This is a genomic window from Leptolyngbya sp. NIES-2104 (assembly GCF_001485215.1).
Lineage (GTDB): Bacteria > Cyanobacteriota > Cyanobacteriia > Leptolyngbyales > Leptolyngbyaceae > Leptolyngbya.
Genome location: NZ_BBWW01000001.1, coordinates 4,756,575 through 4,769,574, shown reverse-complemented (window position 1 = coordinate 4,769,574; position 13,000 = coordinate 4,756,575). Strand labels below are relative to the sequence as shown.

Genomic DNA, 13,000 nt, shown 5'->3' with positions numbered 1-13,000 from the left:
ATTTATCGACTGAACGCCACGATCGCATTTTGTCCCCCAAACCCAAAACTAAAGCACAAAACATTCTCAAGGTCTGCTGATTTCGCAGATTGTGCGATCGCAATCCCAAATTCGCTACGTCTAATCCCGACATTCGGCGGCACAGTCTGATGCTTCAACGCCATCAAACAAAACGCCGCTCCCAACGCTCCCGATCCCCCTAACGTGTGTCCGGTTGCCCCTTTCGTTGAACTAATCCAAACCGAGTGAGAAAAACACTGTTGAATCAGATGCGCTTCATTACGATCGTTTAACTGTGTCGCCGTTCCATGCGCGTGAATGTAATCGATTTGATCTGCCGTTAAACCACTGCGCTTAAGACACTGATTCATAGCCGCGATCGCCGCTCGACTTCCCAGCTCTGGTGCGCTGACATGATATCCATCTGCGGTCAGCCCAAATCCCAAAACTCGCCCGTAAATTTTCGCCTTTCGTTGTCGCGCCAATTCTTCTGATTCCAACACAAAAACCGCGCCACCTTCGCCCAACACTAACCCTTGTCGATCGACATCAAACGGAAACGCTCCATCTTTCGCCAGCGCTCCCATCCGTTCAAACCCAATCAGCGTCAACGGCGTAATCGGAGCCTCGATCGCTCCACAAATCACCCGCTCACACTGCCCACTCCAAATGAGTTCGGCTCCTCGTGCGATCGCCCAAAGTCCCGTTGCACAAGCTGCCATCGGAGCTAAAACAATCCCTTGAGATTGAATCAATTGAGCCGTCTCGATCGCGCTCCCATTCGGCAAAGTCTTCAACCAGTTTGCAAGATCCCCCTGTCCGGTCGTGAATCGTTCCCACTGTGCCTGATTTCCCCGACTCGACCCCACCACAACGCCACAGTCAAACAATGGAATTTCTAATCCAGCATCATTCACCGCATCTGAAACCACTTGCCGAGTCAAACTGAAAATCTCTGCGGGATGCTTTCCGATTAATGCGATCGGTTTCGGCTCCAACGACGAAAAAGGCTGGTAGAGCTGAACGCCTGAACGCCCTTCTACCAACCTTTCCCAAGTTTGCGTTAGATCTCCTAACGCTGAAACCAATCCAATGCCAGTAACCGCAACATTCATCTAAGGCGAAGTGGTTGGACTCGGAGACGGACTCGCGGTAGAACTCGTAGCCCCACCCGTTTTCAAATTCTCAATTCCTTTTGTCACAGTCGCGGACTCAATGCGATCGCCCTGTTGAATCTTATCCACCGCTTCCATTCCCTGAGTCACATAGCCAAACACCCCATAGTTTCCATCAAGAAACTGCAAATCTGCTAAAGCAACATAGAACTGAGAAGAAGCCGAATCGGGATTCATCGATCGAGCCATCGCCACCGCTCCACGAGTATGTTTCAATCTCGGCGGCACATTCACCCCCGCTTCCGCAAAGGTTCGACTGTAAATCGGCTCTTTCGCATTCTGAGGCGTAATTTCTAGCGGAATATCACGCGCCTGCTTTGTCGCTGGATCAATAAATCCGCCAGTTCCTAAACGATCGATCGGCACATTCGGATCTTTACTCTGCGGGTCGCCTCCCTGCACCACAAACGGCTGTGGCTCTCTCACGACTCGGTGAAAAACCAATCCGTCATACACTTTCCGATTCACCAAATCAACAAAATTTCCGGCTGTGATCGGTGCATTCGTGCCATCGATTTCCATCGTGATCGGCGAACCCTTCACTGTCATCACCACAGTCGCTTTTCCTTCCAATCGCGGCAACACACCCGCTTGAGGAGACGGAGTTGCTAAAGCCGTCGGGGAAGCACTTGGAGTAGGCGATCCAGTGGGTGCAGCCGAGGTTCCCTGCTCTCCATTACATCCCACAAGAGCAAACATCGAGACGATTACAAGGCACACTAGCCAATTCTGGAGTTTTGTCTGCATTTCTAGATACCTATTCCAACAAACCATCTAACATCTTACGCACAATTGCCGAGATGAATCGACAAAAAAAGGCTTGTAGAATTCTCCTCTACAAACCTCGTTTCGTCTTAAAGATTAGAGTTTACAGTCCTTCGAGCGGCACACTGAGAAATCGAGCCAGTCCTGCCGCTTCATTTTCCAGTTCTGCCAGTGTCATCGGCTGCCCCACTCGAGTCAAAGGAATATCTCGCATTCCTTTGACTCTGAGATAAAGCGATCGACGTGGATTCACACCCTCTCTCAACGTCGCTTTCACCGCTTGCACATCCGAGGTTTTGAGATCAAGCTCTACCCGTCGATTCTTTCCAGGAAACCCCCAGCGAAAGATCTTCACTTCCCCGGTTTCCTTATTGAATTCGTTGTATCCGCCGCCCAAATCCCAAACGATCGATAACCACAAGTAGCTTGCTAAAAGCAATCCAGCGGTTCCATAAAAGCCCATGGCGATCCCTTGCGGAACGAATAAAAGCTGAGTCGGATCAGAGAACGGCAACAAATTCACCTTGGTATAGCTCGAAATTGCGGCGAGGAAAAATCCCATTGCCCCGATCGAAACAATCGTCGCCCAAAAATAGTTACTAAACCGCCGCGCCCCCAACACCGACTGTCGTAAAACGAGATTTTCTGAAGACGTGGTTTCTGTCGCCATAGCGCTTGACTACCTAAAAAATTTCAAAACTTTCTACTTTGTCGATCGCTCCCGAACCGTGTCCCAGAGCGTTCTACAATCTTAAAAACAACACTCATCAGTATACTCCCTACAACGCTTCGTATCGTGAGCGTAAACATAAGTATAGATACTTATTGACAATTGAACTTTCTCAGGAAGTGAGTTTTTAACAGAAACGCTGAAATCCGTGGCTCAACTCGCGATCGCAGAAAAGTTCAAAAAAATTTAGCTGAGATTTCACGTATCGGTTTGTAAATTTCTTAATTTCTCCTATTATGAGTAGACATATAAACTCGTTCACTCTAGACAGCTCGCAATTTTAGTAAAGCTAGAGGATTTTGATTCATGACCATCGCAGTAGGTCGCGCACCAGCGCAGAGAGGCATTTTCGATGCCCTCGACGACTGGCTCAAACGCGATAGATTCGTCTTCGTCGGCTGGTCTGGCATCCTGCTCTTCCCCTGTGCGTTCATGGCACTCGGCGGCTGGATGACCGGCACCACCTTCGTTTCCTCCTGGTACACCCACGGACTCGCCTCCTCGTACCTCGAAGGCTGTAACTTTCTCACCGTTGCCGTTTCCACTCCCGCGGACAGCTTAGGACACTCCTTGCTGCTGCTCTGGGGACCCGAAGCGCAAGGCGACTTCACCCGCTGGTGTCAACTTGGCGGACTCTGGACCTTCGTCGCCCTACACGGCGCGTTCGGTCTGATTGGCTTCTGTCTGCGTCAGCTTGAGATCGCCCGCCTCGTCGGCATTCGTCCCTACAACGCGATCGCGTTCACCGGACCGATCGCCGTATTCGTGTCGGTCTTCTTGATGTACCCACTCGGACAATCCTCGTGGTTCTTCGCACCGAGTTTTGGTGTCGCTGCTATTTTCCGCTTCATTCTGTTCATCCAAGGCTTCCACAACTTCACCCTGAACCCGTTCCACATGATGGGAGTCGCGGGCATTCTCGGTGGTGCACTCTTGTGTGCGATTCACGGAGCCACGGTGGAGAACACCTTGTTTGAAGACGGCGATGGGTCGAGCACCTTCCGGGCGTTCAACCCGACACAAGCGGAAGAAACATACTCGATGGTGACCGCGAACCGCTTCTGGTCGCAGATCTTCGGGATTGCGTTCAGTAACAAACGGTGGTTGCACTTCTTCATGCTGTTCGTTCCGGTCACCGGACTGTGGATGGCATCGGTGGGCATCATCGGGATTGCCTTGAACCTGCGGGCGTATGACTTCGTCTCGCAAGAGTTACGTGCAGCCGAAGACCCGGAATTTGAAACGTTCTACACGAAGAACATTTTGCTGAACGAGGGCATCCGGGCGTGGATGGCATCTCAGGATCAGCCGCATGAACACTTTGTATTCCCTGAAGAGGTTCTCCCCCGTGGTAACGCTCTCTAATCCTTCATTTGCAGGCAACCGCGACCAAGAATCATCTGGATTCGCTTGGTGGGCTGGTAATGCTCGTTTAATCAATCTCTCTGGTAAATTACTGGGTGCTCACGTCGCCCACGCTGGTCTGATCGTGTTTTGGGCGGGTGCCATGACCTTGTTTGAGGTCGCGCACTTTATCCCCGAAAAACCGATGTACGAGCAAGGTCTGATCTTGCTGCCTCACTTGGCTTCCCAAGGTTGGGGTGTGGGACCGGGTGGTGAAGTGATTGACACCTTCCCTTACTTCGTTGTGGGCGTTCTGCACTTGATTTCCTCTGCCGTTCTCGGTTTGGGTGGAATCTACCACGCAGTTCGCGGACCTGAAACCCTTGAAGAGTACTCGTCTTTCTTCGGCTACGACTGGAAAGACAAGAACCAAATGACCAACATCATCGGCTATCACTTGATCCTGTTGGGTGCAGGTGCGCTGTTGTTGGTTGCGAAAGCAATGTTCTTCGGTGGTTTGTATGACACTTGGGCACCCGGTGGTGGTGATGTCCGTTTGGTCACGAACCCGACTCTGAACCCTGCTAAGATCTTCGGCTATCTCACCAAGGCTCCCTTCGGTGGTGAAGGCTGGATCGTCAGCGTAGACAACCTCGAAGACATCGTGGGCGGTCATATCTGGGTTGGAATCGTCTGTATTGCAGGCGGTATCTGGCACATCTTGACCAAACCGTTTGGCTGGGCGCGTCGTGCATTGGTCTGGTCAGGTGAAGCCTACCTGTCCTACAGCTTGGGCGCATTGTCCTTAATGGGCTTCATCGCTTCTATCTTCGTTTGGTACAACAACACCGCTTACCCCAGTGAGTTCTACGGTCCGACGGGTCCTGAGGCATCACAAGCGCAAGCAATGACCTTCTTGATTCGTGACCAAAAGCTGGGTGCGAATGTGGGTTCTGCTCAAGGTCCGACGGGTCTTGGTAAGTACCTGATGCGCTCGCCGACTGGTGAAATCATCTTCGGTGGTGAAACCATGCGCTTCTGGGATTTCCGGGGTCCTTGGTTGGAACCGCTGCGGGGTCCGAACGGTCTTGACCTGAACAAGATCAAGAACGATATTCAGCCTTGGCAAGTTCGCCGTGCGGCTGAGTACATGACTCACGCACCTTTGGGTTCGATCAACTCGGTGGGTGGTGTTGCAACGGAAATCAACTCGTTCAACTATGTGAACCCCCGTGCTTGGTTGGCAAGCTTCCACTTCATCATGGGCTTCTTCTTCTTGGTCGGTCACTTGTGGCATGCAGGTCGCGCACGTGCGGCAGTTGCAGGCTTCGAGAAAGGAATCGATCGCGAAACTGAACCCGTGTTGTCGATGCCGAACCTTGACTAATTTTTAGTCAAATCCTCTTTAAGCCTCCGCCTCGTGCGGGGGCTTTTTGTTTGGAAAAAGTCTTCATCAAGTCAGATGTTTCGCTCAGATCAATTGCTGTCCAATAGAAGCATTGAATTTGAAGCGTAAAGAAGAATGACTATTGCACTATTTTTGACAGTAATTGCTGCGATCGCGGGTGCCATCAGTGCCGCTGCCCGCACCTACACGAAATTAAAGCCACAACCGCAATCCTTTAAGACCGTACAAGAGGCAAAATCTCAAGAAGCCGATCAGCCAAGATTGCAACCGGATTTGGATTCTGAACGCTCCGAGCCTGTTGAAGCTCCGGTTCAATCTCCTGAAGTCTCAATGGGTTCTCCAGTCTCTGAGCAGGAATCGATCGAGGCTTCCCATCCACAAAAGGCTTCTGAAGTTTCGACGATCGCAGTTCCGCCAATGATGCCGATCGCTGAACCCGAAATCTCTTTAGCAACATCGCTGAGAATTTCGGATGTGGTGGACTCGGATTTGTTGATCGAGTCTAAGCCCGAAGCACATCATGCTTACTCAGTGATTGATGAAGTCGGACAGCTCGATCATTTTGATGATCGACTGCGCCAACTCCAGCATCAAGCAACGGATTCCGATCATTTGGTGCGATTGTCGGTTGCAGTTGAACTGGGAGAACTGGCAAAACAAGGGCAAGCGATCGACCAAGTTGTCGCTCTGCTAAATCAATTAACCCAAGATGCGGATTTAGAAGTCCGAGTTCAGGCAGGCACTGCGTTAGCGATGGTTTCGGTTGAAACGACTTCGGATTAATTTCAAATAAAAAACGATCGCGTTACAGAAGACTGAGCGCGATCGTTTTTTTAGGATTAAAGACTAAGTGCGAGCATTCCAACTAGCACTACGAGACCTAATGAGCGACGGAAGTAATTCACACCCTGGAAAATTTCCAGCCAAGCCCATGTGAATAATATTCCGAAAGAAACTAGTTCCAGCCCGGTCTGAAATTTACCGCCAAAGTTGAGAAATTGAAGTGCCGTCGTTGCCCCCCAAATCAGAATTGGCAGATTCGGCTTTTGTGCAATGACAATGTTGCCTTCTGGGTCACGGAAGAAGCGATCGAACAAGGTTGGTTCTGCGGTTGCTTTCATGATGACTACTCTAGAGTTGCAAGGATGCTCAGCAGTGTAGTCAATCCACAGCGATCGCGTCGTCTCTCAGAAGAATTGCATTCTTTCTGTCGAAATTCGCTATTTTGCTTGAAGACTTAACTTTTTGAGTAGTTTTGTCATCAATGGAATTTGTTGCACCGAGGGTGAAGGGACAGGGGAATCTGCTAACTTTTGAACGATCGCCATCCCAAAATTGCAGGGACTCGTCTTAATCTCAGTCATGGCAAACTGATGATTGTTTTTAATGCACTCATCTAAGACATATCTAGGACCTTCCCAGCCGCAATGTTCTGGATAGATGTCGTGTAGCACAATATATCCACCCACACTAACCTGCGGGTAAAATAGCATCCAATCTGTTAGACAGCCTTGTCTTGTGTGATCGCCATCGATAAACAGAAAGTCAATCGGTCGATCGACAATTTGATCTAGACGATGCCCAGCCTCGATCGAGTTCATCTTATGGAACTTGATGCGATGGGAAAGCTGAGCTTCAGCAACGCGCTCAGTCGCATAGCTATAAGGATCAAGTAAGCAACCGTGGCGAGTGGGCATCCACGGCAAAATTTCATCGAATAAGTCGATCGCGTGAATCACCGCTGAACTCGCAATCTGCTCTAACCCTGCTGCCATCCAAATCGTAGAAACTCCCGTAAAACAACCGATTTCTACAACAGTACTCGGATTGATGTTAGCAACGAGGCTTTTTAAGAATTCGCCTTGCTCTGGTGAGATAGAAGCGGGGCAATTGACCTTCTTTTCATACATTTGACTCAATGTATTCGCCCAAGGTTCAGGTGAAGATTTTAAGTATTTTGGAATTCGATATTGCCTGTCGTCTGAGATACCTTTTACAGCGAAATAGTGGTCAAAAAATTTCTCCAAATCGCCTTTATTGAGGTGCAATCTTCCTTGTATCTCATCACTTCTAAAACTTCCACTTGTTAAAAGCGCGATGACTTCCTCATCAGTTGTATGCAGAATTTGAGACAGTTCTTGAACTGAGTAAAATGTTTCGTACTCAACGTTAATAGGCATGATCTTCTCGCTGAGAAAGCTTGGATTCTATTCTTTCGGGATACCCCTATAAAAGTCTATCTATCAACAGAATGATGCTCAGAATTGTTCCTGTTCGCGAGGCTATATCTTAGGGTAGAGGCAGCAGTGAAATACCAAGCTTACTGTTCTAAATCAATGTCACTCTAAAAAATTGCATTCTGACGTTTGTGAGTACTTCTGACAAGATATCAGCAAATTGTTCATGATCAATTTTGTAAGTAACAAGGTATCAACTATTACTTTCATCAGCAATCTAACTGCTCAAGTTTGGTAGAACGGATCAGAGATCGGGGGCATTTTTAAGGTTTGTTTGACTACATGGTTTCTTGTTAGTTGAAATCATTGCTCCGCTGTCTTCGACTTGTAAAATTTTTGTTGCACATTGTAGTAAGTCACTAGGACAGAAATCAAAGTAACGCAGTCTTCTTACCCATAAGGCTAGAATGTTTGACTACTTAATTGTTGGTGCGGGGTTTGCAGGTAGTGTGCTTGCAGAACGTTTGGCAAGTCAGGCGGGAAAGAGAATTTTAATTTGCGATCGTCGTAATCACATCGGCGGTAACGCTTACGATCAGTACAACGAAGATGGCATCCTGATTCATAAATATGGTCCGCACATCTTTCATACCAACTCTCACGAGGTGTTTGAGTATCTATCAAACTTCACGCAGTGGCGACCTTATGAACATCGAGTTCGTGCCAGCGTTGAAGGGCAACTCGTCCCGATCCCGATCAATCTCGATACGATTAATCGACTGTACGGGCTTAACTTAAATGCCTTCGAGCTAAAGCAGTTTTTTGATACGGTCGCTGAACCGAAAGACTATATCCGCACCTCCGAAGACGTAGTGGTCAGTAAAGTTGGGCGTGAGCTTTACGAAAAATTCTTTCGGAACTATACGCGCAAGCAATGGGGCATCGATCCTTCAGAACTCGATAAATCAGTGACGGCTAGAGTTCCGACACGGCTCAATCGCGACGATCGCTATTTCACCGATACTTATCAGGCAATGCCGCTACACGGGTATACGCGCTTGTTTGAAAATTTGTTGGCGCATCCAAACATCAAAGTCATGTTGAACACAGACTATCGCGAGATTCAGCCGATCATTCCGTATCGAGAAATGATCTACACAGGTCCGATTGACGAATTTTTCGACTATCAATTCGGCATTCTGCCTTATCGATCGCTCCGGTTCAAACATGAGACTCTGAACTGTCCAGTGTATCAATCTGCACCCGTCGTAAACTATCCCAACGAGCACCCTTACACTCGCATTACTGAGTTTAAATATCTCACTGGGCAAGAGCACTCAAAGACGAGCATTGTGTACGAATTTCCCCGTGCTGAGGGCGATCCTTACTATCCGGTTCCGCGTCCGGAGAATACCGAACTCTATAAAAAGTACAAAGCTCTAGCTGATTCAACCCCTGATGTCCATTTTGTGGGGCGATTAGCAACTTATAAGTACTACAACATGGATCAGGTGATTGCTCAGGCACTTACGCTTTATCAGCAATTGGTTCAGAAGCAAGTGCTTGAAGTCGCAATTCGTCACTAGAACCATGAAGAAGATTAGAGTCGCGAGCATTATTGTTACTTGGAACAAGCGGAACGCTGTCGATCGACTCATTGAAGCGTTACATCAGTTGCAATTGCATGAAATCGAGCTAGAGATTTACGTGATTGATAACGCCTCGATCGATGGCACTCAGCACTTTTTAGAACAGAAATACAACACCATTCAAGTTCTGCAAACAGGCGAAAACCTGGGTGGTTCTGGTGGCTTTTCCTATGGGTTAGCACAGGTCAGCTCGTTAGATTATGACTATCTATGGCTGCTCGACAATGATGTTTGTCTCGATGAGATGACTCTGACAGAACTCGTTCAGACCCTCGAAACGCATTCTGAAGTTGGATTAGTCGGATCACAAATTCGCAAATTGCAGGAACCTGAGACCATTCAGGAAGTGGGTAGCTTTGTTGATCCAGTAAAAGCACATTTGAAGATTCATTTTGGCAATTGTCCTGCTCATTCTGTTGAGTCAATTCTGAGCAAACCGTACATTCAAGTTGATGTGTGTGCGGCTGCTTCAGTGTTAGTTCGTCGCGGAGTTGCTCAACAGATCGGGGGGTTTGAGAACTATTTTCTGCACTTTGATGATGTCGAATGGTGCCTACGTGCTCAACAAGCGGGGTGGATTGTTGCTGTGAATCCTCGATCGCGAATCTGGCATGATGCTCCAGACTGCAAGGGTAGAGCTTGGATCAGCTATTACGATGAGCGAAATATCTGTTACTGCTGGCAAAAACACCGTCCTGAGTTGGTTTCCAAGCGCATTCTGGTGAGTGTACCTCGGCTAGTTTACTATGCTGCAACCGGACGCTATTTTCTCAGCGCGATCGCACTAGCAGGCTATCAAGATTTTATCGAAAACATCCAAGGGAAAAAGCCCAAGCCGTTCGATCACATCGAGCTTTCGTTAGCAGAACTTCTCAATCTATCGCTGTCTGTTTGGGTGCAACCGACAATCGAGCTAGATCAGCCGCATCAGAACCCTGAAGTTACGAGTCGAGGGAACTCGATCGACATTGCAATCGTGCACTATCGCCTTCCTGCTTTGTCGATCGCGCTTTTCGCTCAACAAGTGTATTGCTTCACGGGGAGCGGTTGCGTGTTGCTTGATTTACACCCGGTTTCACTGATGACGGCAGTTGCTCGAACGCTCGGTCAACTTTGGCGAATGTATTGGCAAGCTTATGCAATTCAGAATTCAGCGAGGTTAGTTGTGTCACTTCCACAAAAACCATTAGTTTCTATCATCATTTGCACAGTCGATCGTCCGCACGTTTTAGAACGGGCACTGAATTCAGTCAAGCAGTTGAACGATTCTAATTTTGAAACCATCATTGTAGATGCTTCAACTACGTCCGCCACAAGTCAGCTAGTAGATTGCTTTAGTCGTCATAGTCAATTTGCGGTTAAATTCCAAAAGGTGACGACTCGAAATATCAGCTTCTCGCGTAATGTTGGCGTTAAACTGGCGGCGGGTCAGATTGTAGCGTTTTTTGATGATGATGCTGTGCTTCCGAGCGATTGGATCAATCAATTACTGACGAGCTATTTACGCTTTGGGGAGAACTGTGCAGCCGTGGGTGGAACCGTACGAGATTTAACCCGTCCCGGTCATCCTACGCAGTTTCAGCGAGGAATCACAAATGTCTTGAGTGAAACTCGATCGATTCGATCGCGCCATGCGACAAACTATAATCACCCTAACGGATTCTGGTTTAACGGCTTGATGGGGACAAATGCCTCATTTCGTAAAGACCTGTTAGAAAAAATCAATGGGTATGACGAGTTTTTTGACTATTTTCTAGATGAAACCGATGTGTGTTTGCGATTGATTCAGGCAGGATATGAAGTGCAGTACACAGACAGTGTTGTCGATCATTATCCAGCCGCAAATCACAATCGAATTGATCAAAAACATCTAACTTGCTGGTATTCACTGGCTAAGAACACAACTTATTTTGCTTTGAAACACGGCTTCAAACGTCTGCCATTTCCAGTGTTAGTGATTCGATTAGCCCGAATTCTTGTTTATCGATGTGGACTAAGAATTCTGCGGCTTAAGTTGACTCACCGTCTACCCATGAGCACGATCGTGGATTATCTTCAGCAAGCGATCGCAGGCGTTCGGGTCGGTTGGACTTCAGGATTGGAACGGTATCGATCGAGTGCAGGATCATCGGTTCCGCAAATCGATGTGTCGTCTTTGTAAGGTTGCCAAGTCATATTTATGCGTGGTGTGAGATGTTTCTATCAGCTAAAAAAAATCCATCTTGGATACAGTTTCAGCACTACTGGGAATTGCTGCGAGTTCTCGTCAGTCGCAATCTGAAAGTGCGCTATCGCGGCTCATTTCTGGGTGTGTATTGGTCATTACTCAATCCGTTGCTGATGACAGCGGTTTATACGGCTATCTTTGGAACTGCTTTTGCTACCTACTATGGCAATTCGATTCTGAACTATGTTTTAGCCGTGTTTACCGGGCTTGTAGTGATTAACTTTTTCTCGGCTTGCACGAACCAAGCGCTCTGGAGTGTTGTTAACAATGGTGCATTACTCAATAAGATTGCTCTACCGACCAGCGTTTTTCCGACCTCGATGATTGCGGCAAATATCTTTCAATTCATGGTGGGAGTGTTGCCTTTACTGGCGGTCATGACGCTGATTAACTCAAAGAGCTTACTTAATGTGTTCGTGTTAGTGTTGCCGTTGCTTGCACTTGCTCTTGTTTGTCTTGGGGTTGGGCTGCTCATTAGTGCTTTGTTTGTCTTTTTCCGAGATTTACCTTACTTCTATGAGTTAACGGTATTTGTGTTGTGGTTGAGTAGTCCGATTTTTTATCCAGCCGCGATCGTGCCTGCATCGGTTCGCGCTTTTTTGGTGCTCAATCCACTTTTGCCTGTGATTGAAAGCATTCGTCAAGTTACGCTGTCAGGAATGCAGCCAGATTTTCACTTGATCGGGCAGGCACTCTTAACCGGAGTCATTTTTTGGGCGATCGGTTTCTTTTGTTTTCAGGCGTGGCGACACTCGTTTATGGATTTGCTGTGATGGAAGCTATACGACTCAATCAAGTTTCGCTTTGGCGACGCACTCAAGAAGAGTTTTCTTACGATTTGAAGAAAACGCTCTTGTCGATCGCGGAAGGAAAGTTTCGCCGTCCTGCCAGAAAGCTAGTGCTCGATCGAGTTGATTTTGTCGTTCATGCAGGTGAAAAGATCGGCATCATCGGTGCAAACGGTGCAGGAAAATCAACTTTGCTCAAAGTCATTTGCGGCATTTTGCAGCCGACTCAAGGTCGGGTCAATGTTGCGGGCAAGATTGCACCTTTGATCGAACTTGGAGCAGGATTTGACCTAGAGCTATCCGTAATCGATAATATTGTGCTTTACGGCGTTTTGCTGGGATTTTCCCGGACAGAAATGAAGACTAGAATTGATTCTGTTTTAGCGTTTGCGGAACTCGAAGAATATGCTTTCGTTCCGGTGAAAGCCTTGTCATCCGGGATGGCAGCACGATTGGGATTTGCGATCGCAACGGATGTACGACCGGACATTTTGATTTTGGACGAGGTGCTATCGGTCGGCGATGAAAGCTTTAGAAATAAGTGCAAACAGCGCATTCAGCAATTCTGGAAGGTCGATGCAACGGTTCTTGTCGTTTCTCATGATTTGCAGTTTATTCAGCAGTCTTGTGACTCTGCAATTTGGTTGGACAAGGGCAGGGTGAAGCAAGCAGGTGATGCACAGCAGGTTGTTGATGCGTATTTGAAATCGACTTGGACGGCATCAATGATTTAAGCC

General features: G+C 47.8%; 12 protein-coding genes. 7 read left to right on the top strand and 5 right to left on the bottom strand.

The genetic code is table 11. From position 1 onward, the window contains the following. Positions 1-2 precede the first annotated feature (2 nt). The 3 genes from NIES2104_RS22925 to NIES2104_RS22915 form a co-directional block, all read right to left on the bottom strand. Positions 3-1,115, bottom strand: coding sequence for a beta-ketoacyl-ACP synthase (locus tag NIES2104_RS22925; protein WP_059000564.1), 1,113 nt, complete (start codon positions 1,113-1,115; stop codon positions 3-5). Further along, on the bottom strand, positions 1,116-1,922 hold the full coding sequence (locus NIES2104_RS22920) for a peptidylprolyl isomerase (RefSeq protein WP_059000563.1): 807 nt from the start codon (positions 1,920-1,922) through the stop codon (positions 1,116-1,118). Positions 1,923-2,043: 121 nt separating this feature from the next. Next, on the bottom strand, positions 2,044-2,610 hold the full coding sequence (locus tag NIES2104_RS22915; protein ID WP_059000562.1) for a photosystem I assembly protein Ycf4: 567 nt from the start codon (positions 2,608-2,610) through the stop codon (positions 2,044-2,046). Between the two features lie 366 nt (positions 2,611-2,976). Between NIES2104_RS22915 and psbD the strand changes: the two genes are divergently transcribed. The 3 genes from psbD to NIES2104_RS22900 all read left to right on the top strand — a co-directional run bounded on the left by psbD (position 2,977) and on the right by NIES2104_RS22900 (position 6,205). Continuing rightward, entirely contained in the window at positions 2,977-4,035 is a 1,059-nt protein-coding gene (gene psbD / locus NIES2104_RS22910) for a photosystem II D2 protein (photosystem q(a) protein) (protein ID WP_059000561.1), read from the top strand. Beyond that, positions 4,019-5,401, top strand: a complete 1,383-nt coding sequence (psbC, locus tag NIES2104_RS22905; RefSeq protein ID WP_059000560.1) for a photosystem II reaction center protein CP43 — start codon at positions 4,019-4,021, stop codon at positions 5,399-5,401. The genes psbD and psbC overlap by 17 nt, the downstream gene beginning before the upstream one ends. 135 nt (positions 5,402-5,536) lie before the next feature. Further along, on the top strand, positions 5,537-6,205 hold the full coding sequence (locus NIES2104_RS22900) for a hypothetical protein (protein ID WP_059000559.1): 669 nt from the start codon (positions 5,537-5,539) through the stop codon (positions 6,203-6,205). Positions 6,206-6,261: 56 nt separating this feature from the next. Here the strand turns inward: NIES2104_RS22900 and NIES2104_RS22895 are convergent, their stop codons facing one another. Beyond that, a complete protein-coding gene (locus NIES2104_RS22895; protein WP_059000558.1) occupies positions 6,262-6,543 on the bottom strand; it encodes a hypothetical protein in 282 nt (93 codons plus the stop codon). Positions 6,544-6,642: 99 nt separating this feature from the next. Next, complete coding sequence (locus NIES2104_RS22890; protein ID WP_059000557.1) at positions 6,643-7,602, bottom strand: O-methyltransferase; 960 nt, start codon at positions 7,600-7,602, stop codon at positions 6,643-6,645. A gap of 464 nt (positions 7,603-8,066) precedes the next feature. Between NIES2104_RS22890 and glf the strand changes: the two genes are divergently transcribed. Genes glf through NIES2104_RS22870 form a run of 4 tightly spaced genes read left to right on the top strand, consistent with a single transcriptional unit; the run spans position 8,067 to position 12,997 of the window. Next, positions 8,067-9,185, top strand: a complete 1,119-nt coding sequence (glf, locus tag NIES2104_RS22885; RefSeq protein WP_059000556.1) for a UDP-galactopyranose mutase — start codon at positions 8,067-8,069, stop codon at positions 9,183-9,185. A 4-nt stretch (positions 9,186-9,189) separates the two neighbouring features. Further along, on the top strand, positions 9,190-11,409 hold the full coding sequence (locus NIES2104_RS31365) for a glycosyltransferase (RefSeq protein ID WP_082690067.1): 2,220 nt from the start codon (positions 9,190-9,192) through the stop codon (positions 11,407-11,409). 32 nt (positions 11,410-11,441) lie between these two features. Further along, entirely contained in the window at positions 11,442-12,248 is an 807-nt protein-coding gene (locus NIES2104_RS22875; RefSeq protein WP_059000555.1) for an ABC transporter permease, read from the top strand. Beyond that, positions 12,248-12,997, top strand: a complete 750-nt coding sequence (locus tag NIES2104_RS22870; protein ID WP_059000554.1) for an ABC transporter ATP-binding protein — start codon at positions 12,248-12,250, stop codon at positions 12,995-12,997. Before NIES2104_RS22875 ends, NIES2104_RS22870 begins: the two co-directional genes overlap by 1 nt. Positions 12,998-13,000: the final 3 nt, after the last annotated feature.